The organism is Nocardia sp. CY15 (assembly GCF_009829295.1).
Lineage (GTDB): Bacteria > Actinomycetota > Actinomycetes > Mycobacteriales > Mycobacteriaceae > Nocardia > Nocardia sputi.
The window spans coordinates 163,235-189,963 of sequence record NZ_VUOT01000012.1; the positions used below are offsets into that span (position 1 = coordinate 163,235).

Consider the following 26,729-nt stretch of genomic DNA (forward strand, 5'->3'; position numbering starts at 1 on the left):
CGCGGTGAGGGGTGGCGTCGACGCATCCAGCGGGACGCATCCGAGGTTCCCGCGCGACGCGGCCGGATGTACTGCGGACCTTGCGAGCGGTCGCTTCGAGTCCGTGCAGAGGGATCGCGAGAGGCCGCTGTCTGTTTGCTGCCTTTCCGCCGGGGTAGCACGGTGGAGACGGAGATCTCCCGGAGACGCCGGAAAGGGCTGGTTCGACGATGTCCGACTCCATACCTGGCGCGACGACAGATCGGCGGTCCCCTGTCCAGGTCGCCGCCGTGGCGGTGGGAGCGGTCTTCCTCCTTGTCGGAATTCTCGGATTCATCCCCGGCATCACCACCGACTACAGCGAAATCGGCTGGGCGGGACATCACTCCGAAGCCCAATTGCTCGGGATTTTCAACGTATCCGTGCTGCACAACGTCGTCCATCTGGCTTTCGGAATCGCCGGAGTGCTCGCCGCCCGGGCCGCCACATCGGCGCGTGGGTACCTCGTCTTCGGCGGAGCCGTCTACCTCGTCCTGTGGCTGTACGGACTCATCGTGGACCCGGACAGCACCGCCAACTTCGTGCCGCTCGACACGGCGGACAACTGGCTGCACTTCGCCCTCGGTATCGGCATGATCACGCTCGGCATGGTCTCGGCTCGGAGGCCCGCGACACGGGCGCCGGGAGCGGGTGGGCAGACCGGGATGCTGGAATGACGCGAGGTAGTTGCCGAGTCATTGCGGTGATCGACATCGTGTCCATTGAACCGATCACTCTTCGGACGTAGAAAGCCGACCGGCACGCATGCCGGACTCCGGTCACGCCTGCTCGGCCCGACCTCGTCGCCGTGCGGCCGGGTCGGGTTCGGCCGCACGGCCGATGCGCTGCGTGCGGCAGTGTGCGCTGCGTCTCGTGTACTCGGAATTTGCTGCTATGCAGGACATCTCGCGCCTAGCGGTCCACCCGGCCGCCGCCGGGTACTCGGCGGTACCCTCGACGTGGGCGGCGCTCGGTCGCTGCGCGGAAGTGGCGTTCGTCGGATGCCGCACATGTTGACATCGACTGCTGTTGACAACATATGATGTCAAGACCTTGCTCAGCCTGCACCTCGATGCGCCGACACCGCGCGAGCTGCGGGAGTGCAGGCGCTTCGACCACTTCAGCAACGACCCGCGGCAAGGGAGAACCGATGAGGGCCAAGCCACCCGCGCTGGGATATCTCCGCAAGGACGTCTCAGGGGTGTCCCAGGATTGGGACGAAGCGCAGATGCGGAGTTTGGCGAAACGCCTGGGCTATGAGTTGTGCAAAACCGTGACTTTCGGCGCCGGTACCGACGCACCGGTGGATCGCCTGGTCGACGTCGTCCGGAACTTCGGTGTGGACGCGGTCATCACGCCGAACCTGCGTCACTTCGGCAACGCGGTACCGAACGAACTCGTGGAAGTCTGCGACCTGATCACGGTGACGCCGCAGGAGACCTACTCCCGCTCGGCACTGTCGCGAATCTGGGCGTAGGCCGCCCCCGTGCGCGAGTAGTTCGGCCGCCCGATCGGTTCCTTCCAGGCCGTCAAACGCGCCTGCGCGGACATGCTGGTGCAGATATCGGTGGCCCGGAAGCTGGTGGCGGCGGCCGTCCGAGCCGAGGCCGGATTCGCGCCGGATGCGGGCGTCGCGGCGTCGATGGTCAAAGCGTTCACCACCGACACAGCCGTGCGGGTGGCGGGGAAAGCCATGCAACCACACGGCGGCATGGGTACCTCTGGGACGGGATAGTGGAATCCACACGTACATCAAGCGAGCCACGCTCGATCGGTCCCTCTTCGGGACGCCCACCGAGCCTCGGAAGCGACTGGCCCGGCGATACGCCTCGGCGTAATCGGCGCCGGAGCGTATCGCCGGGCCGCCTCCGGCAGGCGTACCGGAATACCGGATCAGTCGTCCGGAGTCTCGGTGAAGCGCTGGAGGTACAGCGGCTCGCCCAGCTTCTCCACCAGATCGAGTTCGGTCTCCAGGTAGTCGACGTGCTTCTCTTCGTCTTCGAGAATGTGCTCGAAGATGCGAGCCGAGGTCACGTCGCCGCGCGAACGCATCAGCTCGATGCCCCGCCGGAGCCGGTCGACCGCCTCCATCTCGATCTCCAGATCGGCGCGCAGTTGCTCCGGCACGGTCTGCCCGATGCGCAGCGCGTTGAGCTTCTGATAGTTGGGCAACCCATCCAGGAAGAGGATGCGGTCGGTGAGGAGCTCGGCATGTTTCATCTCATCGATGGACTCGTGCCGAGTGTGCCGCGCCAGCTTGGTGAAACCCCAGTTCTCCTGCATCTTCGCGTGCAGGAAGTACTGGTTTATCGCCGTGAGTTCGGCCGTCAGCTGCTCGTTGAGCAGCGCCACGATGTCGTTGTCGCCGTCCATAGCTGCGATCGTGGCACAAATTGTGCGCAGCGGCGGATAGACCGCCTGGTGTGTCGTATCAGGCGGCCGACGGTTGTGCCTCGGCCGATGCGCGAGCCCGGCCGAGCACCTCGGCCAAACGCGCCGTGCAACTGCCACAGCCCGGCTTCCAGCCGCAGGCGTTCTTCACCTGGCGGATGCTGTCGGCGCCGGCCGAAACGCAGCGGTGCACGTCACCTTCGGACACTGCGTTACAGATGCACACGTACATGAAGCCTCACCAGGGTCAAGTTTTCACTGAGGTTAGCCTCGACTAACGAGGTAAGCCTCCCCTAATGTATAGCAGCTGAGTCCTCAGGTGGGAACCCCCGGGTCGCGCCGGTCGCGGGGACCGCTGTCCGGCCGGTCGTCGCCTGTGCTCGTCCTCGCCGGGCAGCGGACGCAACTCGTTGCCGCAGGCGATGACCGCCCGGCGTGCCAGCGCACGTCGGTGTGCGGCTGCCGGAAAGCGTGGCGTTGCGGATCAGCATGTGCCGCTCAGGCCAGGTACCTCACCACGTGCTCCGCGACGCAGGCTGGCTTGTCCGCGCCCTCGGCGGTGATCGTCACGGTGCGTTCGGCCTGGACCCCGCCGGGCACGTCGGTGACGGCGGTGAGTGTGACGGTGCCGCGCACCCGGCTGCCGACCCGGACCGGGCTCACGAAACGCACCTTGTTCAACCCGTAGTTGATCGCTATCCGGGCCGAACCCACCGTCATAAGTTGCTGGCTGATCGGAGCGAGCAGCGCCAGGGTGAGGAATCCGTGCGCGATCGTGGCCCCGTACGGACCGTCCGCGGCGCGGCCTGGATCGACGTGGATCCACTGGTGGTCACCGGTCGCCTCGGCGAACAGATCGATGCGCTGCTGGTCGATCTCGATCCACTCTCCGGGCCCGAGCACGGTGCCCACCGCGGCGCGCAACGCGTCGAAATCACCAAATTCGGTCATACGGAATCCTTTTCTGCGATCGGCGCCTTGCACGATATCGGGCGCGTGCCCGCGCTTGGTCAGCAGCTACCGCAGGGCCGTTCCTGCGAAACAACGAAACTCGGGCCTCGGCGATCACCGGACCCACCGGCGCGGCGAGCAGGTAGCGCAGGCCGAGGAAACCGAGGCTGTCGCCGGGGGTGAGCGAGAGCACGGCCTCCTCGGCGGCCAGCGCGATCAGGCCGCCGTTGATGGTGTCGGAGGCGTTCAACCCCTCCGTCGACCGCGGGAGTACCACCCTTCCGGGGGTGACGCGCTCACAGCCGGCCCGATCGGCCAGCGATAGGGGCAGCTGCTCGGCGGTGGGCGGCAGCTCGACGCTCAGCCACGGCGGCAGCTGCACGTCCGGATCCGGTGCCACCATGAAAGAACATGAAAGAAGCGGCGCCTAGAGCGATCGGCGATTCCGGAGATTCCTCGCCGCTGCGCCGGCGAAGTCTCGACCGTGGCTCGATGAGTCGACTCGGCTCGTGGCCGCCTCTCATGCTGGTCGAGCGGCGGTGTCGGAGGTACTCGGATCGGCGCTGACCGCGAAGACCGGGAACCTGTCGTCGCGGGGACATGCTCGGAATCGCACCCGGACCGGCGCCGCGGAGGACGGCGGTAGTTCGCCGTGGATCGTCGTGTACAACCACGGACCCTCGTCGAGTTCGACGATCGCGATCGTGGATCGTTTCGTCTCGTCGCGCGGGTGCGCGGAGCAGCGCAACACCCGCCACGACACGATCGACCCGCCGCCGGAGGCGGGCACCCATTCGAGGTCGGCGGACCGGCAGTACGAACACGCGTCGAACAGCGGCGCCAGCAGTCTGTCACAGCGCCCGCAACGACGGATCATCAACGTTGTCGCCGCACCGCCGGCGGGGGCGTCACCGACGTTTCGAGTGTGCATCGGGTTGTACTGGTACATAGAAGCAGCCGCCTGGGTGTGCTCGTGCTGTCGAAATCAACCACGTCAGCCTCTCGTGCCCGCAGTCCGGCCCGCGACGGCCGATCGGCCGCAGGTATACCTATTTTTCCTCAACCGGCGGTACGGCCCTTCCCGTTGAGCGCTTCGTCCAGCGCCGTCATCCGGGCTCGCGAGAAGGCCCGCGAGACGGGCGCTCGGTGCTCGATCAGCTCGAAGCCGTGGTAGCCGCCGCGCACCTCGTGCAGGGTGCAGGGAACACCCGCCTGCCGTAGCCGGTCGGCGTAGGCGATGTTCTCGTCGTAGAACAAGTCGTTGGTGCCGACGCCGATCCAGGCGGACGGCGCCGCCGACAGATCCACGTAGCGGGCCGGTGCGGCCAACGGTGGAACCGGGCCGTTTGCGACCGGGCCGAGGTAGGCGCGCCATCCAAGCCTATTGTGCCGCTGGCTCCACATACGCAGCCGCCGCGGGTCGATGTCGGTGCGCTCGGCGGTCCGGTCATCCAGCATCGGGTAGGACAGCGCCTGCAGGACCGGGCGCACCTCGGCACGTTCGCCAGCCAGCAGCGCGAGGGCGGCACCGAGGCCTCCGCTGGCGATCGCGATGCGTTCGGCGTCGACGTCGGGCTGGGCGGCCAGCGCAGCGCGGCGTAGCAGTCCTAGAGGGGCGCGGGGAACCGATGCCGTGGCGCCCGCCGGTATTCCACCGCCGCGGCGACCGCCCCGAGCCGCGCGGCGACGCGGCGGCAGAAATGATCGCCGAGCGATGCCGTGCCCAGGACGTATCCGCCGCCATGGATGAAAAGCACGCCGGGGGCTGCCGGATGACCGCGACGGCCGCATCGTCGGCTGTGTCAAGTGCGGGGAAGCAGTGGGCGCACCGCCGTGGCTTCGGGGCCGCGCTTGCGCAAGGTGGCGGTGAATAGCACGGGCTGGCCTGCGTACAGCGACTTGTACCCGCTGGTCTCGATGCTGGTGTACTCGACGAAGACCGGAGTGGGGTCGTCCGCGGGTTGCAGGAACCCGAAGCCCTTCTCGATGTTGAACCAGACCACCGTGCCGCGGCGCCAGAAATTCGCCGCGGTGCGGTGGTGGGGCTGGTCGGTCACGGTAAGGATCGGCGGTCAGGCGGCGTCGCGGCGCAGCGGATCGGGGTGCATGATCCGGCGCCACCAGGCGTCCAGCGGGCTGGGGTCGGGCCAGATGACCGCGGTCTCGGACGAATTCCCGGATCCGGGCTCGGCCGGTGCGAGCAGGGGGTCGCGTGGTTCGATGCGTGCCATGATCGGTCGCTCCATCAGGTTTCCGTTGGCGAGTAAGTCTTGTGCGGTAACGCCTTTCGCGTTCCAGCCCAGTGCGGGCCCGGAACTCCGGGCCCGCCCGAAAAGGGTGATATGACACTTGTCGCAGAGCTGTCGCGCCATCGCTCGATACGCCATCACCTCACTTCTCGGTTCCGGTAGCGTTCGTATGCGGTCGGTCAGGCGTCGATCGCCTTGTGTCCGTTGCCGCGACCGATCTCGATCTTGCGCGGCTTGGCCTTCTCCGCGACCGGAATGGTCAGTCGGAGGACGCCATCGGTGTACTCGGCACGGATCTTGTCGGTGTCGAGGTTCTCGCCCAGGAACAGCTGACGGCTGAACACGCCGCGGGAGCGTTCCGCGGCGATCATCTCGCGTCCCGAGTCGAGTTCGGGACGACGCGCGCGCACCGTCACCACATTGCGCTCGATGTCCAGGTCCAGGGACTCGGGGTCGATACCGGGCAGATCGAACTCCACGACGAATTCCTCGCCCGCGCGCCAGGCGTCCATCGGCATCACCGCAGGATGTGCCTTCGTGCCGAACACCTGCTGCGTCAGACGGTCCAGATCGCGGAACGGATCGGTGCGCATCAGCATGGTCGCCACCTCCAACTCACTCCATTCTCCATAGTAGGGACCTCAGATAACCTCTGTTATCCGGCAGAGATTTTTTATAGCATCGAGAGGAGTTGAGTGCAAGACGCTAAACTAGGAAATCTGTTGGTCAACATGAAGTGAGGATGGATGGCGCAGGAGAGGGGCTACTCGGGGCATCTGCCGGATCCCGGCCAGGCGGTCTACGGGATTTCGGTCGCTGCCGGGCTGGCTGGAATCGGCGTGCAGACGCTCAGGCTGTACGAGCGCCACGGGTTGTTGACTCCCGCCCGCAGCGACGGGGGCACCCGCCGCTACAGCGGCAACGATCTGGCTCGCCTGCGGCGTATCACCGACTTGGTCGCGACGGGGGTCAATCTCGCGGGGATTCGCCGCATTCTCGACCTGGAAGACGCGAATGCCGACCTGCACGCGGACAACGACCGGCTCTACGCGGACAATGACCGGCTGCAAGCGGACAACGTCCGGCTACGGGACGCGCGCGACCAGCCGCACGGCAAGCCGTAGGCGCGCGATCATTCCGTGAAGCGTGCGCGCAGATCGACCACAGTGCCGGAATCGCCGGTGGTCACGCTGACGTCCGGGATGAGCGCGCGGATCAGCTGCATGCCGCGCCCGCGTAGTGAATCGGCGGCGTGCGGATCGGGCGGTTTCCAGCGGCCGCTGTCGGAAATGGTCACCCGGAGTTCGTCGCCGTCGATCGACGCCCGCAAGCGGACCACGCCGCCGTCGCCGCGATGGCCGTGCTCGACGGCGTTGGTGCAGGCCTCGCCGACGGCCAGCAGCACGTCGTAGGCCGGGCCGGGCGCCATCCCACTGGCGGCCAGCCATTCCTGGAGGGTGTGCCGGACGGTTGCCAATTGCTCCGCCTCGGCGGGAAAATCCATGTCCAGCGGCGTCACGGCGTTGGGTAGCGGGACCCGGTCGCCCGCGCTCACGGGCGCGTACCAGCCGCGGTCCGGGTGTGTCTGTCGCGGAGAGGCCATCTCGTCGTCGTCTCGTGTCGAGGGCGTCGATGCGCCGTCACCTCGTTACCTCCCTGTCGGGGATCGGTGCGCTGTACTCGCGCCACGCCGAGCACGTGGGCCGTCGTCGGGCTCGGCTGTCGTGTTCGCCGTGCGTGTGCCATATTCCCCGAAGCTATACCCAAGTGATCATTCCCCATTCATCCCCGCGGTGCCGCCGGTGAGAACCCGGTCATCCGAGGTCTCGTGGACACCGTAAACGGCTGTGCCGCAGATCGGCACAGCGGGGGGAACGCGGCTACTGCTTGTGCGGCGGCAGCCGGACGACCTGGACGAAGAAGTCATCGATCTGCTTGATGGCGGCGACGAACTGGTCGAGGTCGACCGGCTTGGTGACATACGCGTTGGCGTGCAACCGATAGCTGCGGAGTATGTCCTCTTCGGCCGCGGAGGTGGTCAGCACGACCACCGGGATGTGCGACAGGTCGGGGTCGGCTTTGATCTTCTCCAGCACCTGCCTGCCGTCGTACTTGGGCAGATTGAGGTCGAGCAGAATCAGGTCCGGTCGCGGCGCGTCCGCGTACTCGCCCTGGCGGTAGAGGAAGTCCAGCGCCTCCTCGCCGTCTCTGGCGACGTGCAGGTTGTTGCCGATCTTGTTGTCCTCGAACGCCTCTCGCGTCATCAGCTCGTCGCCCGGATCGTCTTCGACGAGCAGGATGTCGATGGGCTGGCCGGAAGTGGTCATGCGGGGGCTCCTTCGTGGACGGGGGCGTCGGCGGTACCGGCGCTGAGGTCGGCGTCGGCGGCGCGCAGGGTGAAGCAGAAGCGAGTGCCGGCCGTGTAGTCGGTGTCGATCCAGATCCGGCCGCCGTGATACTCCACGATCTTCTTGCAGACGGCCAGCCCGATGCCGGTTCCGCTGTACTCCTCCCGATTGTGCAGCCGCTGGAAGATGACGAACACCTTCTCGGCGAATTCGGGCGCGATCCCGATGCCGTTGTCGGTGACAGACAGCAGCCAGCCGCTGCTGTCGTCGGTCGGTGCGCAGGTGATCTCTAGCTCCGGTGCGCGCTCGGGCGCGCGGAACTTGATGGCGTTGGCGACCAGGTTCTGCCAGAGCATCGTCAGCAATGTCGGATCGCCGATGATCTCGGGCAGGTCGTCCGGTCGCCGGATGACGGCGCCGGTGTCATCGATCGCGTTGGACAGATTGGTCAGCGCCTTGTCCAGGGACTGGCCCAGGCCGGTGGGTTCGGTGCGGTCGGTGATCCGGCCCACGCGGGAGAACGTGAGCAGATCGTTGATCAGCACCTGCATCCGCTTGGCGCCGTCGACGGCGAAGTCGATGTACTGCTTGCCCCGCTCGTCGAGCTGGTCGCCGTACCGCTTCTCCAGCAGTTGGCAGAACGACGCCACCTTGCGCAGCGGCTCCTGCAGGTCATGGGAGGCGACGTAGGCGAACTGCTCCAGCTCGGTGTTGGACCGGCGCAGTTCCTCGGCCTGGAGATCCAGATCGGTCTTCTGCTCGGCGAGTACGGCTTCCTTGGCGCGTGAGGAACTCAGCTCGGTGACGATGCGGCGGCGCATGCTCTCGACCGCGTTCGCGACGGTCGCGAGATCGGCCGGGCCGTGCACGTCGATGTGATGGTCGAAGTCGCCGCCCGCGACGCGAAGCGACGCGTCGGTCAAGGAACCGAGGGGACGGGCGATCAAACGCCGGATCAACACGGTCAGCAGTACGCCGGTCAACAGGAACGCGACGACCATCCCGGCCAGCACCGCGTCCCGGACCTTGCGGGTGTGCGTGAGCTGTTCTTCGTCGTGCGCGATGGCCGCCGTGAGGTTGCTGTTCTGGGCTTCGAAGCGCATCCGGAGTTCATCGAAGAGCGGTTTACCGCGTGCCGGGACGGCGGGATCGACGCCGCGGGCCGATCCGGAGGCCAACGCCGCGACCAGCGGTTCGGCGTAGTCGATGCGCCATCGCTGTGCGGCGCGCTCCAGGGCGTCGAGTTCTTCGAGCAAGGGTTGCCGGTCGGCCAGCAGCTCCCGCAGGCGGGCGACGGACTGCGCCTCGTCGCGGGTGCCGTCGCTGTAGGGTTGCAGGAACTGCGGGTCCGCGGTGATGGCGTAGCCGCGCAGGCCGGTCTCCTGATCCACCAGCGCGCTCTGCAACCGGTAGGCCTCGGCCGCCGCGGGCAGCGAGTTGTCCAGCAGCCGATCGGTCACGCGGTTGGTGTGTGCGATCACCTGGGCGCCCGCCACGGTGCCGATGATCACCACCAGCACCATCGCGGCCAGCACCAGCTGGAACCAGGCTTGGGCGGTCAGCCGCGCGCTCAGCGGCGGCCGGCCGGTCTTCGTCGTCATCAGTTCTGGTCCTGTCCTTGCCGGTCGCGATTCCACCCGAGGTACAAGATCGCGACATCGTCGTCCAAACCCCCGGACGCGCCCGCCAGCCCCTCGACGCGGCCGATCAGCTCATCGACGAACCAGTTCGGGTCCGCGGCTCGGACCGCGCGGGCGACCTCCATCAGCCCCTGCTCGCCGAGGCGTTCCTGATCGGTCCCGACTCGTCCCTCGAACAAGCCGTCGGTGAACACCATCAGCCCGGAACCCAGCGGCAGGTCGAGTTCCTGGACGGGCCACTCGGCGCGACCGGGCAGAAAGCCGAGAGCCGGCCCGCCGGGCACCTCGACCCAGGCCAACTCGGTGGCCGAGCGCAGCAGCATCCCGGGGTGCCCGGCTCGCAGCACCTGAGCGCGGCGATCGCCCGGATGCAACATCAGGCTGGTGACCGTCGCGAAGGTCTGCCTGCCGGTGCGTTCGGCGAGCAGGACCTGTTCGAGCAGCCGGAGTTGCCGCTCCCCGGTCACTCCGCTCAGCACCAGGGTGCGCCAAGCCAGGCGCAACGCCACACCGGTCGCCGCCTCGTCCGGGCCGTGTCCGGACACGTCACCGATGACGGCGTGCACGGTGCCGTCCGCGTCTTGCACCACGTCGTAGAAATCGCCGCCGAGCAGGGAATGGGCCCGGCCGGGACGGTAACGCGCCACGACGTCGACGACTCTGTGTCCACGCAGGAGTGGGGTGGGCAGCAGACCGCGTTCCAGCCGCGCGTTCTCCTGCGCGCGCATATTGCTCGCCTGCAGTGCGGCGCTGGTGCGCTCGGCCTGCTTGCGCTGGATCGCGTAGCGCACCGCGCGCCCGAACAGTTCGGGCTCGACCCGGCCTTTGACCAGATAGTCCTGGGCTCCGGCCGCGACCGCGGCCAAACCGGTCTGCTCCTGATCGAGCCCGGTCATCACCACGATCGCGACCTGGTCGGTGTGCTGGCGGATGCGATCCACCGCCTCGAGCCCTTGGGCGTCGGGCAGATGCAGGTCCAGCAGCACGCAGTCGGGTTCGGCCGCGGACAGATGCTCGGCGGCCTCCGCCAGCGACCGGACCCAGTGCAGTTGCAGGCCGGGCGCGCCGTCGGAGACCAGTTCCTCCACCAGCAGCGCGTCGCCGGGATCGTCCTCGATCAGCAGCACCGAAGGTTGCTGCCAGGGCCAATCCGCGTCCACGATCAGCTCGGGATCGTCGTCCGTCCCGTCACGCCGCACGGACACCACCGGTCGCGGGTCCAGTCGCGGTGGAACGAATGGCAGCGTCACTGCCGTCGTCGGCGAACACCGACAACCCGGCCTCCGATCACCAAAGGGCGGCACGAGCGCACGCCGACTGTCTCCGCGGCCTTTTGCTGGACCGCGAGGCAGCCAAGATCGTATCCGATCCGCTATCCGACCGAGACATGACGGTGTTGACCTGCGCGAGCGCGGAGGCCGGGGGAACGGCGGCGGGAGTCAGACCGTTGTGCCGGTGAGCCGCGCGGTGGGCTGCTCGTCCCGCATTGCGCCCTCGCGGCGCGGGGAGCGAAGTTCCGCCAAGCTGCGTGCGACGACCGTGGCATGGACCGCGATGACGGCAAGGGAGGCCGAGCCGATCACAGCAAGAAGCACAACCACGACAGATACCGGTCCTTTCGGGTGCGAGCGGGCCCGTTGCCCGCTCGATCGGGTGCCGAGATCGCGTCCGCGGCTTCCGGCGGGCGCGCGCTCCGCCTCCAACGTGCCCCGGCTCCTCCGGATCAAACACACCGATTCCGGCGGCGCGAGCGGATGGTGCGATCACGCGAGGACGACCTCCGCCACCGCGCGACCGAAGATTTTGCGCCCGTCGTGCTCGGCGGTGATCGCGATGGTGGCGCTGCGCGTGTCCGCGTCCATGCGTTTCACCCGGCCGGAGAACTCGATCCGGCCGCCGGTGACGCCGACGTGGACGGGATTGGTCAGGCGCACGTTGTAGGAGCGCAGGGCGGTGGGATCGCCCAGCCACGAGGTGAGTAGATCCACACTGAGCCCGATGGTGAACATGCCCTGGGCGACAACGGTTTCCATGCCCATCCGTGCGGCTGTCTCGGTGCTCCAATGGATGGGGTTCGGGTCTCCCGACACTCCGGCGTAGTTGACCAGATCGCCCCGCCTGACCGTGAGTGTGCGTGGCGGAAGCTCCGCCCCGGCAGTTACCTCGTCGAAGCGCCGCACCCACGGGCTCGCCGGTACGGGCTGCGCCTGGCTCACGGACTCGATGCCGTGTCCCACGTAGCGCGGGGCCGGCGCGCGGCGCGCGTTTCGCGCTTCCTGGCGTGCGCCGTGCATGACGACCGCGTCGAACCACGGCGGGAGAGCCTCGTCATCGCGCCCGACCAGGCTGGTCCGAGACGTGAGGACCGGCCGGTCGTGCTGGTCCAGGATGGTTTGGCGCAGTCCGATGAGGTCGCCGCCGAAGGCGTGCCGGAACGAATCCAGGCACATCTCGAACCGGATGCGGTCGCCGGCCAGGAGCGGGCGATGGAATTCGATCATCTGATCGGTCTGGATGGTCCGGCTCAGGTCGTAGCCGGGCAGGATCGTGTCGAACACCTCGGCGTAGGCGAGATATCCGGGGACCGCGCCGAAGGTCGGGGGAGCGAGCAAGCTGTGGTAGCCGAGGTCGGCGGCGGCCTCCTGCGACCAGTGCGCGGGGTGGTTGTTGCGCACCGCGCGGGCGTACTCGCGGATCTTCTCGCGACCGACCTCGTAGTGATCGCTGGTGCGATACCGGCGCCCGACCATCGAGGCGGGGAGCGCGGCATCGGTCACGTCGTCCGCACCGGAAGTGGTAGGGGTTCTGGACATCGCGGGGAATCTACCCAACCAGAGCCCGAATTCCGGTCAGCCCGCATCGCACGCCGTTTCGCGGCCTCCGGCGCGCCGACCGGCGCGGGTGCGCAGGAGCGCCGGTCAGCCGTGGTTTGAGGAACAGGTCCCTGGGAAGTCGATCGACAGATCTCGTGCCGCTCGCCCGACGGTGTCGTCGCCGGGCTCTCGCCCGCGGCTCGTGGGAGAGGAGAGAGATGTCCGTTCCGAACTACACCACCGACGACGCCGGGATCCCGGTACCCAGCGACGAGCATTCGCTGACCGTCGGGCCGGATGGGCCGATCCTGCTGCAGGACTGGTATCTGATCGAGAAGATGGCGGCGTTCAACCGGGAACGGGTGCCCGAACGTCAGCCGCACGCGAAGGGCGGTGGGGCGTTCGGCGTCTTCGAGGTCACCCACGACGTGAGCGCATACACGATGGCGGAGGTGTTCCAGCCGGGCAAGAAGACGGAGATGCTGGCCCGGTTCTCCACCGTGGCCGGCGAGCGCGGCAGCCCCGATACCTGGCGGGATCCGCGCGGGTTCGCCCTGAAGTTCTACACCGAGCAGGGCAATTTCGACATGGTCGCCAACAACACGCCGATCTTCTTCGTGCGCGATCCGATGAAATTCCAGGACTTCATCCGGTCCCAGAAGCGCCGCGCCGACAACAATCTGCGCGACCACGACATGCAGTGGGACTTCTGGACGCTCTCACCCGAGTCGGCGCACCAGGTCACCTGGTTGATGGGTGACCGCGGCATCCCGCGCACCTGGCGGCATATGAACGGTTACTCCAGCCATACCTATATGTGGGTGAACGCCGCCGGGGAACGGTTCTGGGTCAAGTACCACTTCAAGACCGATCAGGGCATCGAGTTCTTCACCCAGGACGAAGGCGACCAGATGGCCGCGATGGACACCGACTACCACACCCGCGACCTGTGGGAGTCGATCGAAGGCGGCAACTATCCGAGCTGGACGCTGAAGATGCAGATCATGCCGTTCGACGAGGCGAAGACATACCGGTTCAACCCCTTCGATCTCACCAAGGTGTGGCCGCACGGCGACTATCCGCTCATCGATGTCGGCAGGATGACGCTCGATCGCAACCCGGCGGACTACCACACCGAGATCGAACAGGCGGCATTCGAGCCGAGTAATTCGGTGCCCGGCACCGGCCCCAGCCCGGACAAGATGCTGATGGCCCGCTGGTTCTCCTACCCGGACGCCCACCGGTACCGTATCGGCGCGAATTACAAAGAGCTGCCGGTGAATACGCCGCACGCCACTACCGTCCGGTCGTACAGCAAGGACGGCGCGATGCGCCACCGCAACCCCGGCGACCCGGTCTACGTGCCGAACTCGAAGGGCGGCCCGCACGCCGATCCCGCTGTCGCGGGCCCGCCCGCGACCTGGTACGCCGACGGCGAACTCGTGCGCTCGGCCTACACACTGCACAAGGACGACGACGATTGGGGCCAAGCGGGAACCATGGTCCGTGACGTGCTCGACGACGCGGCGCGGCAGCGGCTGGTCGACAACATCGTCGGACACCTGCTGAACGGAGTTTCCGCGCCCGTGCTCGACCGGGCCTTCGAGTATTGGCGCAACGTCGACAAGCATCTCGGTGACCGCGTCGAGGCGGGTGTGCGCGCGAAGCAGGGTGAGCGCGACCCCAAGGCGGCCGGGCAAGCCAATCCGGCTCGCTCGTCGGCGCAGGCCAAAGCCTGACGGGTCCCGGCGGCGGCCGGTGACCACCGGCCGCCGCGGTGTGCTAGTGCGCCGTGCGGGTACGCCGGGATGTCGGTGACCATGCCACCACCTATCGACACCGTTCGTGATCTTTTCGTTATTCCCTGGCTCGTGTGTCCCGATGCGTCCCTCCGATCGCATGCGGAAACATGACCGCCGGATCCAGCGACACATAGCACCGTGGTGTTTCGAATCAATTCGAGGCTCGGTGACATCCGCGCGCCACCGGATGGTCGCATCGGGCCGGTCGACGGAGATCGGAGGACCGCATCATGGCGTTCGACGCCGATGTTCGACCTGATCGACGCTCGCAAGGAAGGCCGTGGCGAGCGATCACAGTCGCGGCTGCCACTCTCGCCGCCGCGGCAGCACTCGGCGCCGCACCGGCGGGGGCGCAGCCGTCGTCCAGCGGCGCACCCGATGTTCCGGTCGAGGTCCCGATACCCGGTGGATTTCCGGGATTTCCCGAAATCCTGCGATTCATCCCGCCCGCGCCTCCCACCCCGCAGATGCCGTTCGGTCGATTGGTGCCGCATGGCAGCCCTGTGGCGGCTCACCCGGCATAGGCAGGTTCATCCCGTCGTCGCGTCCGCGGCGTTTCCCGCAGCAGCCCCGGAACCTCGTCGTCACCGGTCTGGTCGAACTGCCGATAGCCGCTGGCGCCTGATCAGCTGACACGCCGCGCACGACCCGGCCACTGCGGTGGCCGGGATTTGAGCGTTTCAGACAATAATCCGAGCTTTTCGCTCATTCTTCTGCTCGCGGCTGATCCGTAGAGTCCTCAAAGAACAGGCGGGGTTCGCGCCGGCGCCACCAGGGCGGCGACCTCGGCGAGAACTTTCGATCAGCACACCTTGATGGTGTTCCCGGCGACACGGAGGAAGTCCGTTGACAGAATTTCCACAACCGGCGGTGCCGACAATTTCCCGGCATGACCCGGTTCGGTTCGTGACGGGAATCCGCGACACGGATAGCCACGAGACATCGGACAAGATGACGCCCGACCTCGTCCGAGCGGCGTCGCAGGCATCGTTGGAAACCGCCGAAGGATGGGCGCGACGATGACCCTCCGAAAGATACGAACCGCCGTGCTCTCGGCATTGGCCGCGCTGCTGCTGGCCATCACCAGCACAGCGTTGTACACCGAGGCCACCGACCGAGCCCAGCGCGAGGCCTGGCTCGACAGTTGGTCCACCGCGCAAATGGCCGACGTCGATGTGCTGGGACCCAATTGGTCGACAAACGGTTTCGTCAACCAGACCATCCGCCAGACCGTGCGCCCTACCCTCGCCGGTGACTCCGTACGAATCACGATGACCAATCTCTTCGGCGATCGACCGCTGCGGATCGCGGCAGCCACCATCGCGCACACCGCCAAGGGGGCAGCGGTGCGCTCCGGCACGGTCCGCCCGCTGACTTTCGGCGGTGCAGCGGGCGCGGTGATCCCGCAGGGAGACGAACTGGCCAGCGACGCGACCGATTTCCTGGTCAACGCCCGCCAGCCGATCACCGTGACCCTCTACCTGAGCGAGGCAACCGGGCCGGCCACCTTCCACTCTCTCGGCAACACCACCGCTTACCGCGCGAACGGCGATCACAGCGCCGACATCGAAGGGGTGGCGTTCACCGAGTCCGACAAGTCGTGGTACTACCTTGCCGACATCGAAGTCCGGGGCACACCGAACCGCGGCGGTGTGGTGACCTTCGGCGACTCCATCACCGACGGAGCGGGCGCCGGCGTGGACGCCGACAACCGGTACCCGGATGCCCTGGCCGACCGCCTTGCGGTCGACAGCGAGCCCCGGGCAGTGCTGAACACCGGCATAGGTGGAAACCGGATCGTTTCGGACTCCGACTACCTGGGCCAACGCGCGGCCACCCGATTCCGTCGCGACGTACTCGACAAAGACGGGATCGGCACCGTCATCCTGCTCTCGGGTATCAACGACATCGGCGCCAGTGAACTCTCCGAGCCGTGGCTGCGACCGAACCCCGAGATCACGGCCGACCAGCTGATCGCCGAGTACCGACTGCTCATCCGGATGGCACGTGCCGACGGACTGCGCATCCTCGGCGGCACCCTGCTCCCATACCGCGGAGCCCCGTACTACAGCGAGCGCGGCGAACGGGTCCGAGACGAGGTCAACTCCTGGATACGCCATTCCGGAGAATTCGACGCCGTCATCGACTTCGAGCGCGCACTCGCCGACCCGGCGGACCCGGACGCACTCGCCGCGCAGTTCGACAGCGGAGACCACCTGCATCCCGGCCCCGCGGGGTATTCCGCGATGGGCGACGCCGCCGCGCTCGTCCTGCACGAGACGGTCGACTGAGAGGCAGGCGGGACGGGATGCTGTCCACGGGGCTGTCTGTAGTCGCGGCGGCCCCGTGGACAGCGCACGATCACCCGTGCGGCCGCGCGGCGGATACGTCCACACCCGGACCGTTCTCTCCCGGCGGTGAGCCCGATAGCGGCGAGTTGTCGAGGTATCGGATCTCGTAGACCCGTTCGGTGAACTTCCAGCCGTCGGTCGTTCGCCGGTAGCGATCGTGGTAGATCGCGTAGTTCAGATGTGAGCTGCCGCTTTTCAACCGCCCGAGTTCACAGATGTGGGCGCGACCGGTCGCGGTGTCGCCGTCGATTCGGATCGCACCGGGATGGGTGTGCTGAATGAAATAGTCCCAGGCGTCTTGCATCAGCCGTGCTTTGGTCTGGAATTCGGCGCGGCCGGCGACTTCGATACCCGCGTCGGGGATGCGCAGCACCGCGTCGTCGGTGAACAGCGATGCCAGGCGATCGAAGTCGCGCATCATCACCGCGTCGGTGAATTCGCCGCGCAGTGCTTCGATCTCGACACGGTCGGCGAGTGACCGGAAGTCGTGTGGTGACAGCATGATCGGCTCCTCAGGAATCGACGAGAGTGGGTTCGGCGCTTGCCCGCCGCAGCGGCGCGAATGCGGCGCTCCATGCGATGACCTGATCCAGCAGCGTGTGCAGGGCTGTGGTGTGGTGGTCGCCCGGTGTGAAGGTGGTGTAGTTCTCGAAATCGGTGAGCACCGAGATCGTGACCTGGTGGCTCACATCGGCCATCCGCAGGGCGCTGCAGACCAGCCGCAGATGCTCCACCGCGCGGACGCCGCCGCCGGCACCGTAGGAAACGAATCCGACCGCCTTGTCGGCCCATTGGGCGTACAGGTGGTCGATGGCGTTCTTCAGCACTCCGGGGGCCGAGTGGTTGTACTCGGGGGTCACGATGACGAAGCCGTCCAACGGGGCGATCCGCTCGGCCCAGGCGCGGGTGTGCTCATGTACGGAGGGGCCGAACATCGGCGCCACCGGCTCGTCCAGATGCGGCAGCGGGTGGTCGCGCAGGTCGATCAGTTCGAACTCGGCATCGCCGCGCCGCGACGCCGTGTCCAGAACCCACTGAGCGACCTGCGGACCGTTGCGGTTGGGCCGGGTACTGCCGAGAATGATGCCGATTCTGATCACGGTCGGAACTCCTGCTCTGCGGAAGGTGTCACAACCTTCCGACGACGCAACCGGCCGGAATGTCAGGCGGCCCCCACTTCGGGTGCGCCGAAGCGCCTGGACTCGCAGGTGACCGAGTCGAGGGGTCGACGGCTGACGGCTCGACGCGCCGACCACCGGAACTGCCGATGAGCAGGGACATCGCGCCGATGCGCGGTGCTGTGGCCGGATGCTCGGACAGCCGCCGATGAGCCTCGGCCAGGCCACGATTGTCGACGACGTGGACGGCGGCATGCGGAAGCCGCCGCTCCACCCGGTTCGGCTGGGTGTTCGCGCTGCCCCGGACACGGACCTCAGCTGATTCGCGGATATCGGGCGCCGTCGAGTCGCTGTCCCGGTTCCCGATCCGGCACCGTGTCCTGGTACCACGCGTCGGGGTCGGGGTGGTAGACCGCCTCGGCGTCCATATACACCGTGGCCAGCGAAATCCGCGCCATATCCGTGTGGTTGGCGCCCGCTGAGTGGACCAGGCGCGCATCGTGGAAGGTGCAGTCGCCCGCGCGCACAGGGACCGTCACGTGTGGCCACCAGCGCAGTTCCGGTCGAGCTTCGTACGGCTCGCCGACCGTGGGGATCGCGTCCTCGGGCCACCGGTGCGATCCCGGAATGAAGGTCAGGCACCCGCGCTGCACCGGGACGTCGACCAAGGCCACCCATGCCGTGAGGGTCACGGGGGCCGCGGCGATCGGAAAGGCGGGGGCATCGATGTGCATCGGTGTAGGCGCGCTGTCGGAGGTGTGTTTACGCAACAGTTCGGATTTGAACATTCGCAGTGGCTGTCCGGCCAGACGCTCGGCGATCCCGGTGATCTCCGGATGCAGCGCGAGCCTGCGCATCAGCTCACTGGCGTTCTCCGGCTCGGGCACCCAATCCATGACGTTCCCGCCTTCGGCCGCGTTCCAGGAAACAAGGCGCTGCCGGTCCAATTGGGTGCCGGCGTCGGCCAGGTACTCCTCCACCTCGGAACCGCCGAGAACACGGGGAATATGGACGTAGCCGTCGCGGTGATACTGCTCGACGAGGTCGACCGAAAGGGTGCGCGCGGTCGTGGTCTCGCCGCTCGGGCGCGGGTGTTTCGTTGTTTCGATCACGGATCCCACGGTAGAAAAAGCTTAGGTCGATTCGCTTCCTAACGATGGACGAGGCCGCGACGGGGATTTCGGTGCCGTCCGGGCTCGAGGCGACATCGGCCGGGTGCCTCGAGATCGAGCGTGACGGCCATCATCAGCCGACCCGTTCTGTCACGGCACCGTTTCTTCGCACGTACGTAAGCGATGCGACAGCCCGCGTAGGGGTGTTCGTGGGGCTGCTCGTGCACGCTCGGTTCCCGCAGGAAGACCGGAGAGGTGACCGGGGGCGAGATGACCGAACGGCGCGCCGGCAACGCTGTTCGCGCGCAGCGGCGCGACGATGGACGGCGGATCGGATCATGGTTGACCGCGGGCGCGGTCGTGCTCAATCTTCTTCAGCTCTTCGCGCTGCCGCTGCTGCTGTTGCCCCGGGACCCCGCGTGGGGATGGGCACTGCTGCCGTCGGCGCTGCTGACGACGACATTCTGGTCGCTGATCCACGAGGCCGTCCACGGGAACCTGCACCACCGGCGCTCGCTCAACGACAGATACGGACGCGTGCTCGCCGTGCTGTACGGTTCACCGTTCGCGTTGCTCAAAGCCGGTCACCTGCTGCACCACCGCTACAGCCGGACGCGGGAGCGGGCCGAGGTCTACGACCCAGCGACGTCCAGCTGGGCGAAAGCCGCGCCCGGGTACTACCTGCGGCTGTTCGGCGGGCTGTATCTGCTCGAGGTCGCGGCGCTCGTGCCGGCGGCGCTGCCCGCCGCGGCGGTGCGCCGGCTCGCCCGCGTGGTGGACAGGCCGGACACGGTGGCGGGGCCGCTGCTCGGACGCGTCGCGCAGGCCGAGGTGTTCCGTCGGTTCCGCATCGACGCGGCCGTGATCACGGTGCTGTACGGCGCGGCGTTCGTCGCCTACGGCAGTCACGGATGGATGTTGCTCGCGGCGCTGGCCGGGCGCGGCGTGATCGTCTCGCTGTCGGACAACGCCTATCACTACGGCACCGATCTCGACGAGCCGCTCGACCTGGAACTGCCCGCGCCACTGGAGGTTCTGGCCCTGAGCTTCAACCTGCATGGGCTGCACCATCGTCACCCGGGCCTGCGCTGGTACGAACTGCGGCCCGTCTTCGACGCCGAGGGCGGCCGGTACGATTCCGGCTGGTTCCGCGCGGTGGCCCGCCAGTTGCGCGGCCCGATCAGGAGCACTGATCGCTGAGCGGGTCGGCGCGGGTGCGACGTGACGCCGTGCCGGGTCACTCCTCGGTTTCCATGTGCGAATCCATGCCGCGCGAGCATCGGCACGTACTGTCGGAGCACTGCGCGGGCGCTGGAGAACACACGCCGCAGCCGGGTGGTGTCGAGAGCGGAGGAGTGGGTCATCGATCGATCCCGTCTGTGAGCGCGGACCCTGTCCCGCATCGGGCGATGTTCAGGTGCGTACGCGGCGCGTCGCGCTGAACGCGATCGGGTTCGACGGTGATCCACTGCGGGACGTTCTCGGCCGACGCGTCAGATCCGCTTGTCGTCGATGAGTGCGGCCAGCACTCCGAAACTGTCGTGCGCTTCGGCGCCCGCGACGGCTCGCTCGACGCCGCCCCGGGAGACCTCGAGCGGCTGCATGCGCGCGCCGGCTTCGGCGGTGCAGACGGCTGCGAGGTACAGCTCGGTGATGCTTGCGCGATATAGGGTCCACATGCGATCAGCGTCGGCATGAACGCCCGCGGCGCTCAGCCCGGCCGTATAACGATCGACGAGGCCACGTTCGATCGTGCGCAGCAGATCCGGTTCGACCGACGCGTTGGCGAAGTAGGCGATGTCGCGGATACCCGCCCCGGCAGTCGCGATCTTCCAGTCCAGGAATCCTGGGCCGGAACTCTCGAAGAAGAGATTGCCCAGATGAGGGGCGCCATGGATCAGAGTCTGCGGCTGGGCGGCCCAGAAGGCATCGATATCGGCGCTGCGGTCCAGTCGGTAATCGTCGGGCCCGATGACTCGGACCCGGCCGGTGTAAACCGGGCCGTCACCGTTGCCGCCTTCGCGATCCACATCGGAGACCCTCGGCAAGCAAGGGTCGTACGAGGGATGGCAGTCGGGTCCGCACCATGCCCGTAACGGCGTTGTCGTCGACTTCGTCCCGGATGCCGGGACATCCTCGACGACCTGACCGAACCCCGCAGCCGATCGACGAGCAGGGGCCGGGATTCAAGATCACGCTGATCGCAATCCTTCTGCGAAACGTTCTGCCTCTCTTACTGTTCGGCCAGCCCGCTGTGCGATCTGCTCGATGACCGGAACTTCGATCGGCTCCGCAGCGCCCACGGTGCGCCGACGATGCCTCGACCGGGTTCGCGCCGCCTGCCGGGCGACGCGAAAGCCGGCGGGCGGTCGAGCGCCGCCCGACTCGGCTCTCGACGCCGACCTACGCCTGATTCGGAGTGATGGTGCAGCCAACCCCATGGACAGCCGATGACATTCGATCCGGAGGAGCGCCCAGCGGGGCGCCGCGGCTCGCCGGTCTCCGGACACGTCTGTCGATACTGGACGGCTACTGGGGGTATCTGGGCGCCGCGGCCGGCAGCATTGTCACACTGATCCTGCTGTTCCAGCCGTGGCTGACCGCGGCGGGCGCCGACGGTAAGGCCAGCGTCGATGCCTTCGGCCGGATGACCGCGACCACGTCCTTCCTGAACGTGTGGTCGTCATCGCCGCCGCCCACCGCGCGGATCAGCGGCGCTTTCGCGATTCTTTCCGTGGCCGCGATCGTCATCACGGTCTGCACGGTGGCGGTGAATCTCCGGTATCGCACCGGGGCCCTCGCGCGACTGGCCACGATTTCCACGGTCACCGCCGCGGCTCTGATCGCGCTCACGGTGCTCTACATCAACAGCAAAAGCCCCGAGTTGCGGGCCATGCTCGCGCGCACCTCAGATCTCGGCGGGCAGGCCGGGATGGTCATGAGTTGGGCTTTCGGCAATGGCAGCCTCGTGGTGCCGGGGGTACGCCAAGTTTCCTACAACACCGCCGGACTCACGCCCTGGGCGATGCTCGCGGGCGCCACGTCGCTCGCCTCGGCGGTCGCAGCGCTCGCCCAGTGGATACGCGACCACCCAGTCACCTCTGTTCGCCTGCGGTGGCGCATCGCCATCGGTGAGTCGAAACCCTCGGGCGAGTCGGCACGGCAAGATCACTGAACCGTCGATGGAACGTTCTGCGCCACAGCGGCGAATGCCGTATCTCGAGCCGAGAGTATGTCGGTGATCGCGCTCATGACGCGGGCCGGTTCCTCGAGCGCGACGATCTGTGTCAGAGCGGATCCGGCGATGCGGGCGGCTTGGTCGCAGGCCTGGGCGCCGGTGCGGGCTCGGGCGATGTCGTCGGCGGCGCGGCCGGAACCGTTCAGCACGAGAACGGAGCGGCCGGCCGCGAGGCTGTGCAGTGCGTCGGTGTAGGCGATGGCGCCGCCGTTGACCAGCAGGGTCGTCGAGGGGCCCCCCGCCGCGATCGAGGTGGCGGCGGCCGCCAGCCACGGGGACTCGTCGCCCCATCGGGTGCCCGGCACGATGATCAGGTGGGTGTGCCGAGTCTCGGCGGACGCCGAGTCCGCGGAAGGCGGCTGCTTTCCGGGCAGTGTCACGGTGCCGGCCGCGGCGACGCCGATCAAGGGGAAGGAGGCGCGGGCGCGGGATCTGGCTTGCCCGATCAGCCGCATCACGCCCGCGTCGGTACCGCCGTCGACGACCGTGACGCCGAGCCGATCCAGCGTGGGCACGAGCTGATCCGAGCACAACGCGGCGAGCGCGGGCGGCGGCTCGGAACCCATGCCCGACGCGCCACCGACCACCACGAGTACGGGGCGGCTCAGAGCTATGCCGGCGCGTGACAGTTCCGCGTCGAGCGCTGCGGTCGAGGCGACCCGGATGACTTCGGGGCCGCTCATACCGGCTCGGTCACGCGTCTGGTGTGCACTTCTCGAGTGTGGCACGCGCCCGACACGGGGCACGTCACACGCGGGGACAGGTCGCACAGCGGGTTGGAGGACTCAATCGGGGTGGAAGGCGTCGGAGCCGACCTCGGCGGGGTCGAGCAGATGAGTGAGGAACAGGCGGGTGGTCGGCGTCGGGGTCCGGGTGGTGACGGCATGCCACGGGCGGTCCAGCGGGGTGCCGTCGACCGGCAGGACGCGCAGCACACCGTTCGCCAGGTCCTGCGAGATGGCGTCGCTGTGAATCAACGTGACGCCCAAGCCTTCTCGTGCGGCGGCCAGGACGGCGCCGTGTGATCCGAGGGTGAGCGTGGACGGTTCGATCCTGAGCCGGTCGAGCAGGCCGAGGGTGGCCTCGCGGGTGCCGGAGCCCCGGCCGCGCAGCAGCCATGTGGCGCGCAGGGGATCGAGTTCCGGCAGCCCGACCACGACCAGGCGGCTGGGGCGCCGGGCGCGCACCACCAGTCCGGTGTCGCGCGGTGGACGGCCCGCGATGACGAGATCCGTTTCGTGGTGCTGCAATTCGAGGAACAGCGCATCACGCGGGTGCACCGACAGGCTCAGCTCGATGTCGGGGAACCGGCGGCGGAACGTTGCGAGCGGACGCAGCAGGACGTATTCCCCCGCGGTGGCGACCACGCCGATGCGCAGGCGCCCGGTCTCGGCCCGGCGAACGGCGGCCTGCGCCTCCTTCATCAGTCCGAGGATGCCGCGGCAGTACTCGGCGTAGACGCGACCGGCTTCGGTGAGGGCGATGCCGCGCCCGGATTTCGCGATGAGCTTGGCGCCGAGCTGTTTCTCGATGTGCGCGACGGCCGCGGAGACGGCGGCCTCGGTGATGTGCAGCTGCGCCGCGGCCCGGCGAATACTGCCCTGGCGGGCGACGGCCAGGAAGGTTTCCATCCGAGCCGCGCTCACCATACCCATCGGACGACGGTAACAAACTCAATGAATTGGTTGGGTATTGCGAGAAACAATCAAATTGTTTGTCGGTGTCCGCCCCGTCATCCTGGAAATCCCAAGGCACGCCCGTTCGCCCGGGTGCGGGTGTCCCGCAGTGGCACAGCAGGAGGAACGATGGCTGAAGAGACCGAACGCGACCGCTGGGATCCGGGTGTCCAAACCTATGCGTCGATGGGCTATTACGCGCCCGACTACCAGCCGTCGGAGACCGACGTGCTCGCCGTGTTCCGGGTGACGCCGCAGCGTGGCGTCGACCCGATCGAGGCGGCCGCCGCCGTGGCGGGCGAATCCTCCACGGCGACTTGGACGGTGGTGTGGACCGACCGGCTCACCGCGCACTCGCGCTATCAAGCCAAGTGTTATCGCATCGACGAGGTGCCCGGCCGGCCGGGGGAGTACTTCGCCTATATCGCCTACGATCTCGATCTGTTCGAGGAAGGGTCGATCACGAACCTGACTTCCTCGATCATCGGCAACGTCTTCGGGTTCAAGCCGCTGCTCGCGCTGCGGCTCGAGGACATGCGCATTCCGGTGGCATACGTGAAGACGTTCCAGGGTCCGCCGCACGGCACGGTGATGGAACGCGAATATCTCAACAAATACGGCAGGCCGTTGCTCGGTGCGACGGTGAAACCGAAACTCGGGCTATCCGCGCGCAATTACGGACGGGTCATCTACGAGGCGTGCAAGGGCGGTCTGGATTTCACGAAGGACGACGAGAACATCAATTCGCAGCCGTTCATGCGCTGGCGCGACCGGTATCTGTTCGCGATGGAGGGCGTCAACCGCGCGACTGCCGAGACCGGCGAGATCAAAGGCCACTACCTGAACGTGACTGCCGCGTCGATGGAGCAGATGTACGAGCGGGCGGAGTTCGCCAAGGAACTCGGCAGCGTCGTGATCATGATGGACCTCACCGTCGGATTCACCGCGATGCAGTCGATGTCGCACTGGGCGCGCCGCAACGGGGTGCTGCTGCATCTGCATCGCGCGGGGCATTCCACCTACACCCGGCAGAAGACACATGGCGTCAGCTTCCGGGTGCTGGCCAAATGGTGCAGGCTGATCGGTGTCGATCATCTGCACGCGGGCACCGTGGTCGGGAAGCTGGAAGGCGATCCGGCGACGACGAAGGGGTTCTATGACACGTTGCGGGACAACCACATCCGGACCGAACCGGCCAACGGGATCTTCTTCGACCAGTACTGGGCGAGCCTGCCCGGCGTGATGCCGGTGGCTTCCGGCGGCATCCATGCCGGGCAGATGCATCAGCTGCTCGACTTGTTCGGCGACGACGTCGTGTTGCAGTTCGGCGGCGGCACGATCGGGCATCCGCTGGGCATCGCCGCGGGCGCCGAGGCGAACCGGGTCGCGCTGGAGGCGGTCGTCCAGGCCCGCAACGAAGGCCGTGACCTGCTGAAGGAGGGGCCTGAGGTGTTGCGGAAGGCGGCCGAGATCTGCCGTCCGCTCGATGTCGCGCTGGCGACCTGGGGCGATGTCACCTTCGACTACACCTCGACCGACGCGCCGGACGCCGTGCCGACCGCCAGCCGCTGAGCATCCCGAAAGGACGAGTCATGTACTTACGGCACGGAACGTTTTCCTACCTGCCGCCGTTGGCCGACGAACAGATCGCCGCCCAGGTGCGCTACGCGCTGCTCAACAGCTGGCCGGTCTCAATCGAGTACACCGACGATCCGCATCCGCGCAACGCCTACTGGGAGATGTGGGGATTGCCGCTGTTCGACCTGGACGAGCCCGACGGCGTGCTGGCCGAGATCGATGCGTGCCGGGCCACTTTCCCGCGCCATTACGTGCGGGTGCTGGCCTATGACGCCCGGTACACGAGGCAGACGACGGCGCTGAGCTTCCTGGTGCAACGCCCGCCCGACGAGCCCGGCTTCGTGCTGGCCCGCACCGAGGGCCCGGACCGTCAGCAGAGGTACGGCCTGCACTCGTATGCGACGACCGTCCGCCCGGGAGACCGGTATGGCGGCTGAGCGCAACGGCTCCGGATTCCGTCTGCACCGCCCGGGGTCCGACGCCTCCGGGGCGGTGCGGGCGGCGTCCGCCGAACCCGAGACACAGGAGATCCTCGGTGCGGACGCGGTGCTGGATCTGTCGACCGACATCGCCGGGCACGACGTCGAGGAGACGCTGGCCCGGCTGGACGCGGAACTGATCGGGTTGGCTCCGGTGAAGCGGCGGGTGCGCGAGATCGCGGCGCTGCTGCTGATCGATCGCGCGCGGCAGCGGTTCGGGCTGACATCGTCGCGGCCCACCATGCACATGAGCTTCACCGGCGGGCCCGGTACGGGTAAGACCACGGTGGCGTTGCGTATGGCGCAGATGTTGCACGCCCTGGGCTACATCCGCAAACCCAAGGTGCACACCGTCACCCGCGACGACCTCGTGGGCCAGTTCATCGGGCACACCGCGCCGAAGACGAAGGAGGCGCTGGCCAAGGCGGCGGGCGGTGTGCTGTTCGTCGACGAGGCCTACTACCTGTTCCGGCCGGAGAACGAACGCGACTATGGGCAGGAGGTGATCGAGATCCTGTTGCAGGAGATGGAGAACGAGCGCGCCAGCCTGGTGGTGATCTTCGCGGGATACCCGGATCGGATGGACCGCTTCTTCTCCGCCAACCCGGGCCTGTCCTCCCGGGTGGCCCACCACCTGGAGTTCGCCGACTACACCCACGCGGAACTGCTGGCCATCGCCGAAATCATGGTGGCCGCGGAGCACTTCCGGTTCGATGACGCGGCGCGGATGGCGTTCGGGGAGTACCTGGAACGCCGGATGGCTCGTCCGCGCTTCTCGAACGCGCGCAGCGTACGCAACGCCCTGGACCGCTGCCGGCTGCGGCAGGCCAAGCGTCTGGTCGAACTGCGCAGACCGCTGACCAAGACCGACCTGCTCACGCTGACCGACCGGGACGTATACGGCAGCAGCGTGTTCACCGGCACCGAGCTACCCGACGGGCCCACCGTGCGAGCCCCCCGGTGAC

General features: G+C 67.5%; 32 protein-coding genes and 1 pseudogene. 11 read left to right on the forward strand and 22 right to left on the reverse strand.

The window, feature by feature from the left end; genetic code table 11:
* Positions 1-209: 209 nt before the first annotated feature.
* The 3 genes and pseudogenes from GVY39_RS16825 to GVY39_RS16835 form a co-directional block, all read left to right on the forward strand.
* Positions 210-695 (forward strand): DUF4383 domain-containing protein, encoded by a 486-nt coding sequence (locus tag GVY39_RS16825; protein ID WP_159925293.1) that lies wholly within the window; start codon positions 210-212, stop codon positions 693-695.
* 473 nt (positions 696-1,168) lie between these two features.
* Entirely contained in the window at positions 1,169-1,495 is a 327-nt protein-coding gene (locus GVY39_RS16830; RefSeq protein WP_159925291.1) for a hypothetical protein, read from the forward strand.
* Between the two features lie 21 nt (positions 1,496-1,516).
* Positions 1,517-1,856, forward strand: a pseudogene (locus GVY39_RS16835) (acyl-CoA dehydrogenase family protein); the annotation flags it as partial.
* 55 nt (positions 1,857-1,911) lie between these two features.
* On the opposite strand, the gene bfr reads toward GVY39_RS16835, so the two are convergent.
* The 10 genes from bfr to GVY39_RS16880 form a co-directional block, all read right to left on the reverse strand.
* Positions 1,912-2,391, reverse strand: coding sequence for a bacterioferritin (gene bfr, locus GVY39_RS16840; protein WP_159925289.1), 480 nt, complete (start codon positions 2,389-2,391; stop codon positions 1,912-1,914).
* A 58-nt stretch (positions 2,392-2,449) separates the two neighbouring features.
* Complete coding sequence (locus tag GVY39_RS16845; protein ID WP_159925287.1) at positions 2,450-2,641, reverse strand: bacterioferritin-associated ferredoxin; 192 nt, start codon at positions 2,639-2,641, stop codon at positions 2,450-2,452.
* Positions 2,642-2,907: 266 nt separating this feature from the next.
* Positions 2,908-3,360, reverse strand: coding sequence for a MaoC family dehydratase (locus GVY39_RS16850; RefSeq protein ID WP_159925285.1), 453 nt, complete (start codon positions 3,358-3,360; stop codon positions 2,908-2,910).
* Positions 3,344-3,763 (reverse strand): hypothetical protein, encoded by a 420-nt coding sequence (locus tag GVY39_RS16855; protein ID WP_195139367.1) that lies wholly within the window; start codon positions 3,761-3,763, stop codon positions 3,344-3,346. Before GVY39_RS16855 ends, GVY39_RS16850 begins: the two co-directional genes overlap by 17 nt.
* 117 nt (positions 3,764-3,880) lie before the next feature.
* Positions 3,881-4,291, reverse strand: a complete 411-nt coding sequence (locus GVY39_RS16860) for a Zn-ribbon domain-containing OB-fold protein (protein ID WP_159925283.1) — start codon at positions 4,289-4,291, stop codon at positions 3,881-3,883.
* Positions 4,292-4,419: 128 nt separating this feature from the next.
* The gene (locus GVY39_RS16865) at positions 4,420-5,010 is read right to left on the reverse strand and encodes an alpha/beta hydrolase fold domain-containing protein (RefSeq protein WP_370523801.1); all 591 of its coding nucleotides are present in this window, start codon (positions 5,008-5,010) and stop codon (positions 4,420-4,422) included.
* On the reverse strand, positions 4,968-5,117 hold the full coding sequence (locus tag GVY39_RS35280; protein ID WP_195071213.1) for an alpha/beta hydrolase fold domain-containing protein: 150 nt from the start codon (positions 5,115-5,117) through the stop codon (positions 4,968-4,970). Before GVY39_RS35280 ends, GVY39_RS16865 begins: the two co-directional genes overlap by 43 nt.
* 45 nt (positions 5,118-5,162) lie before the next feature.
* On the reverse strand, positions 5,163-5,417 hold the full coding sequence (locus tag GVY39_RS16870; protein WP_159925279.1) for a cold-shock protein: 255 nt from the start codon (positions 5,415-5,417) through the stop codon (positions 5,163-5,165).
* 15 nt (positions 5,418-5,432) lie between these two features.
* Complete coding sequence (locus GVY39_RS16875; RefSeq protein WP_159925277.1) at positions 5,433-5,591, reverse strand: hypothetical protein; 159 nt, start codon at positions 5,589-5,591, stop codon at positions 5,433-5,435.
* 197 nt (positions 5,592-5,788) lie between these two features.
* Positions 5,789-6,208 carry an Hsp20/alpha crystallin family protein gene (locus GVY39_RS16880; protein WP_159925275.1) on the reverse strand — a complete coding sequence of 140 codons (420 nt, stop codon included), beginning with the start codon at positions 6,206-6,208 and terminating at the stop codon, positions 5,789-5,791.
* A 147-nt stretch (positions 6,209-6,355) separates the two neighbouring features.
* On the opposite strand from GVY39_RS16880, the gene GVY39_RS16885 reads away from it, so the two are divergent.
* Positions 6,356-6,733 carry a MerR family transcriptional regulator gene (locus GVY39_RS16885; RefSeq protein ID WP_159925273.1) on the forward strand — a complete coding sequence of 126 codons (378 nt, stop codon included), beginning with the start codon at positions 6,356-6,358 and terminating at the stop codon, positions 6,731-6,733.
* 8 nt (positions 6,734-6,741) lie between these two features.
* Here GVY39_RS16885 and GVY39_RS16890 read toward each other — a convergent pair whose 3' ends face one another.
* From GVY39_RS16890 to GVY39_RS16915, 6 genes are all read right to left on the reverse strand, one after another.
* The gene (locus tag GVY39_RS16890) at positions 6,742-7,212 is read right to left on the reverse strand and encodes an ATP-binding protein (RefSeq protein ID WP_159925271.1); all 471 of its coding nucleotides are present in this window, start codon (positions 7,210-7,212) and stop codon (positions 6,742-6,744) included.
* Positions 7,213-7,489: 277 nt separating this feature from the next.
* Positions 7,490-7,936, reverse strand: a complete 447-nt coding sequence (locus tag GVY39_RS16895; RefSeq protein ID WP_159925269.1) for a response regulator — start codon at positions 7,934-7,936, stop codon at positions 7,490-7,492.
* On the reverse strand, positions 7,933-9,558 hold the full coding sequence (locus GVY39_RS16900) for a CHASE3 domain-containing protein (protein WP_159925267.1): 1,626 nt from the start codon (positions 9,556-9,558) through the stop codon (positions 7,933-7,935). The genes GVY39_RS16895 and GVY39_RS16900 overlap by 4 nt, the downstream gene beginning before the upstream one ends.
* The gene (locus tag GVY39_RS16905; RefSeq protein WP_223514101.1) at positions 9,558-10,796 is read right to left on the reverse strand and encodes a PP2C family protein-serine/threonine phosphatase; all 1,239 of its coding nucleotides are present in this window, start codon (positions 10,794-10,796) and stop codon (positions 9,558-9,560) included. The genes GVY39_RS16900 and GVY39_RS16905 overlap by 1 nt, the downstream gene beginning before the upstream one ends.
* A 240-nt stretch (positions 10,797-11,036) precedes the next feature.
* Positions 11,037-11,198, reverse strand: a complete 162-nt coding sequence (locus GVY39_RS16910) for a hypothetical protein (protein WP_159925265.1) — start codon at positions 11,196-11,198, stop codon at positions 11,037-11,039.
* A 162-nt stretch (positions 11,199-11,360) separates the two neighbouring features.
* Positions 11,361-12,410, reverse strand: a complete 1,050-nt coding sequence (locus tag GVY39_RS16915; RefSeq protein ID WP_159925263.1) for a fused (3R)-hydroxyacyl-ACP dehydratase subunits HadA/HadB — start codon at positions 12,408-12,410, stop codon at positions 11,361-11,363.
* 218 nt (positions 12,411-12,628) lie between these two features.
* Here GVY39_RS16915 and GVY39_RS16920 point away from each other — a divergent pair, with 218 nt between their 5' ends.
* Complete coding sequence (locus tag GVY39_RS16920) at positions 12,629-14,149, forward strand: catalase (RefSeq protein WP_159925261.1); 1,521 nt, start codon at positions 12,629-12,631, stop codon at positions 14,147-14,149.
* Positions 14,150-15,231: 1,082 nt separating this feature from the next.
* Positions 15,232-16,503: an SGNH/GDSL hydrolase family protein gene (locus GVY39_RS16925; protein WP_236565485.1), complete on the forward strand. Its 1,272-nt coding sequence runs from the start codon at positions 15,232-15,234 to the stop codon at positions 16,501-16,503.
* A 70-nt stretch (positions 16,504-16,573) separates the two neighbouring features.
* Here GVY39_RS16925 and GVY39_RS16930 read toward each other — a convergent pair whose 3' ends face one another.
* From GVY39_RS16930 to GVY39_RS16940, 3 genes are all read right to left on the reverse strand, one after another.
* Positions 16,574-17,065: a nuclear transport factor 2 family protein gene (locus tag GVY39_RS16930; RefSeq protein ID WP_159925257.1), complete on the reverse strand. Its 492-nt coding sequence runs from the start codon at positions 17,063-17,065 to the stop codon at positions 16,574-16,576.
* A 10-nt stretch (positions 17,066-17,075) separates the two neighbouring features.
* Positions 17,076-17,663 carry an NADPH-dependent FMN reductase gene (locus tag GVY39_RS16935; RefSeq protein WP_159925255.1) on the reverse strand — a complete coding sequence of 196 codons (588 nt, stop codon included), beginning with the start codon at positions 17,661-17,663 and terminating at the stop codon, positions 17,076-17,078.
* 332 nt (positions 17,664-17,995) lie between these two features.
* Positions 17,996-18,793 (reverse strand): phytanoyl-CoA dioxygenase family protein, encoded by a 798-nt coding sequence (locus GVY39_RS16940; RefSeq protein ID WP_159925253.1) that lies wholly within the window; start codon positions 18,791-18,793, stop codon positions 17,996-17,998.
* Between the two features lie 270 nt (positions 18,794-19,063).
* On the opposite strand from GVY39_RS16940, the gene GVY39_RS16945 reads away from it, so the two are divergent.
* Positions 19,064-19,993 (forward strand): fatty acid desaturase, encoded by a 930-nt coding sequence (locus GVY39_RS16945; protein ID WP_159925251.1) that lies wholly within the window; start codon positions 19,064-19,066, stop codon positions 19,991-19,993.
* 293 nt (positions 19,994-20,286) lie between these two features.
* On the opposite strand, the gene GVY39_RS16950 is transcribed toward GVY39_RS16945, so the two are convergent.
* Positions 20,287-20,823 carry a phosphotransferase gene (locus GVY39_RS16950; RefSeq protein ID WP_159925249.1) on the reverse strand — a complete coding sequence of 179 codons (537 nt, stop codon included), beginning with the start codon at positions 20,821-20,823 and terminating at the stop codon, positions 20,287-20,289.
* Positions 20,824-21,215: 392 nt separating this feature from the next.
* Here GVY39_RS16950 and GVY39_RS16955 point away from each other — a divergent pair, with 392 nt between their 5' ends.
* Complete coding sequence (locus GVY39_RS16955; RefSeq protein ID WP_159925247.1) at positions 21,216-21,968, forward strand: hypothetical protein; 753 nt, start codon at positions 21,216-21,218, stop codon at positions 21,966-21,968.
* Here the strand turns inward: GVY39_RS16955 and GVY39_RS16960 are convergent.
* Positions 21,962-22,714 (reverse strand): hypothetical protein, encoded by a 753-nt coding sequence (locus GVY39_RS16960; protein WP_159925245.1) that lies wholly within the window; start codon positions 22,712-22,714, stop codon positions 21,962-21,964. The genes GVY39_RS16955 and GVY39_RS16960 overlap by 7 nt on opposite strands.
* Positions 22,715-22,816: 102 nt before the next feature.
* Entirely contained in the window at positions 22,817-23,686 is an 870-nt protein-coding gene (locus GVY39_RS16965; RefSeq protein ID WP_236565484.1) for a LysR family transcriptional regulator, read from the reverse strand.
* Positions 23,687-23,836: 150 nt separating this feature from the next.
* Here GVY39_RS16965 and GVY39_RS16970 point away from each other — a divergent pair, with 150 nt between their 5' ends.
* The 3 genes from GVY39_RS16970 to GVY39_RS16980 are packed head-to-tail and all read left to right on the forward strand — an operon-like array spanning position 23,837 to position 26,728.
* Complete coding sequence (locus GVY39_RS16970; RefSeq protein ID WP_159925243.1) at positions 23,837-25,279, forward strand: form I ribulose bisphosphate carboxylase large subunit; 1,443 nt, start codon at positions 23,837-23,839, stop codon at positions 25,277-25,279.
* Positions 25,280-25,299: 20 nt separating this feature from the next.
* Positions 25,300-25,722, forward strand: coding sequence for a ribulose bisphosphate carboxylase small subunit (locus GVY39_RS16975; protein WP_159925241.1), 423 nt, complete (start codon positions 25,300-25,302; stop codon positions 25,720-25,722).
* Positions 25,712-26,728: an AAA family ATPase gene (locus tag GVY39_RS16980; protein WP_159925239.1), complete on the forward strand. Its 1,017-nt coding sequence runs from the start codon at positions 25,712-25,714 to the stop codon at positions 26,726-26,728. The genes GVY39_RS16975 and GVY39_RS16980 overlap by 11 nt, the downstream gene beginning before the upstream one ends.
* Position 26,729: the final 1 nt, after the last annotated feature.

Excerpts from the sequence above, each read along its gene's own strand:
- GVY39_RS16825 (WP_159925293.1), top strand. The coding sequence starts at position 210 with ATGTCCGACTCCATACCTGGCGCGACGACAGATCGGCGGTCCCCTGTC.
- GVY39_RS16830 (WP_159925291.1), top strand. The coding sequence starts at position 1,169 with ATGAGGGCCAAGCCACCCGCGCTGGGATATCTCCGCAAGGACGTCTCA.
- bfr (WP_159925289.1), bottom strand. The coding sequence starts at position 2,391 with ATGGACGGCGACAACGACATCGTGGCGCTGCTCAACGAGCAGCTGACG.
- GVY39_RS16845 (WP_159925287.1), bottom strand. The coding sequence starts at position 2,641 with ATGTACGTGTGCATCTGTAACGCAGTGTCCGAAGGTGACGTGCACCGC.
- GVY39_RS16850 (WP_159925285.1), bottom strand. The coding sequence starts at position 3,360 with ATGACCGAATTTGGTGATTTCGACGCGTTGCGCGCCGCGGTGGGCACC.
- GVY39_RS16855 (WP_195139367.1), bottom strand. The coding sequence starts at position 3,763 with ATGGTGGCACCGGATCCGGACGTGCAGCTGCCGCCGTGGCTGAGCGTC.
- GVY39_RS16860 (WP_159925283.1), bottom strand. The coding sequence starts at position 4,291 with ATGCACACTCGAAACGTCGGTGACGCCCCCGCCGGCGGTGCGGCGACA.
- GVY39_RS16875 (WP_159925277.1), bottom strand. The coding sequence starts at position 5,591 with ATGGCACGCATCGAACCACGCGACCCCCTGCTCGCACCGGCCGAGCCC.
- GVY39_RS16880 (WP_159925275.1), bottom strand. The coding sequence starts at position 6,208 with ATGCTGATGCGCACCGATCCGTTCCGCGATCTGGACCGTCTGACGCAG.
- GVY39_RS16885 (WP_159925273.1), top strand. The coding sequence starts at position 6,356 with ATGGCGCAGGAGAGGGGCTACTCGGGGCATCTGCCGGATCCCGGCCAG.
- GVY39_RS16890 (WP_159925271.1), bottom strand. The coding sequence starts at position 7,212 with ATGGCCTCTCCGCGACAGACACACCCGGACCGCGGCTGGTACGCGCCC.
- GVY39_RS16895 (WP_159925269.1), bottom strand. The coding sequence starts at position 7,936 with ATGACCACTTCCGGCCAGCCCATCGACATCCTGCTCGTCGAAGACGAT.
- GVY39_RS16900 (WP_159925267.1), bottom strand. The coding sequence starts at position 9,558 with ATGACGACGAAGACCGGCCGGCCGCCGCTGAGCGCGCGGCTGACCGCC.
- GVY39_RS16915 (WP_159925263.1), bottom strand. The coding sequence starts at position 12,410 with ATGTCCAGAACCCCTACCACTTCCGGTGCGGACGACGTGACCGATGCC.
- GVY39_RS16920 (WP_159925261.1), top strand. The coding sequence starts at position 12,629 with ATGTCCGTTCCGAACTACACCACCGACGACGCCGGGATCCCGGTACCC.
- GVY39_RS16925 (WP_236565485.1), top strand. The coding sequence starts at position 15,232 with ATGACCCTCCGAAAGATACGAACCGCCGTGCTCTCGGCATTGGCCGCG.
- GVY39_RS16930 (WP_159925257.1), bottom strand. The coding sequence starts at position 17,065 with ATGCTGTCACCACACGACTTCCGGTCACTCGCCGACCGTGTCGAGATC.
- GVY39_RS16945 (WP_159925251.1), top strand. The coding sequence starts at position 19,064 with ATGACCGAACGGCGCGCCGGCAACGCTGTTCGCGCGCAGCGGCGCGAC.
- GVY39_RS16955 (WP_159925247.1), top strand. The coding sequence starts at position 21,216 with ATGGTGCAGCCAACCCCATGGACAGCCGATGACATTCGATCCGGAGGA.
- GVY39_RS16960 (WP_159925245.1), bottom strand. The coding sequence starts at position 22,714 with ATGAGCGGCCCCGAAGTCATCCGGGTCGCCTCGACCGCAGCGCTCGAC.
- GVY39_RS16965 (WP_236565484.1), bottom strand. The coding sequence starts at position 23,686 with ATGGGTATGGTGAGCGCGGCTCGGATGGAAACCTTCCTGGCCGTCGCC.
- GVY39_RS16970 (WP_159925243.1), top strand. The coding sequence starts at position 23,837 with ATGGCTGAAGAGACCGAACGCGACCGCTGGGATCCGGGTGTCCAAACC.
- GVY39_RS16975 (WP_159925241.1), top strand. The coding sequence starts at position 25,300 with ATGTACTTACGGCACGGAACGTTTTCCTACCTGCCGCCGTTGGCCGAC.
- GVY39_RS16980 (WP_159925239.1), top strand. The coding sequence starts at position 25,712 with ATGGCGGCTGAGCGCAACGGCTCCGGATTCCGTCTGCACCGCCCGGGG.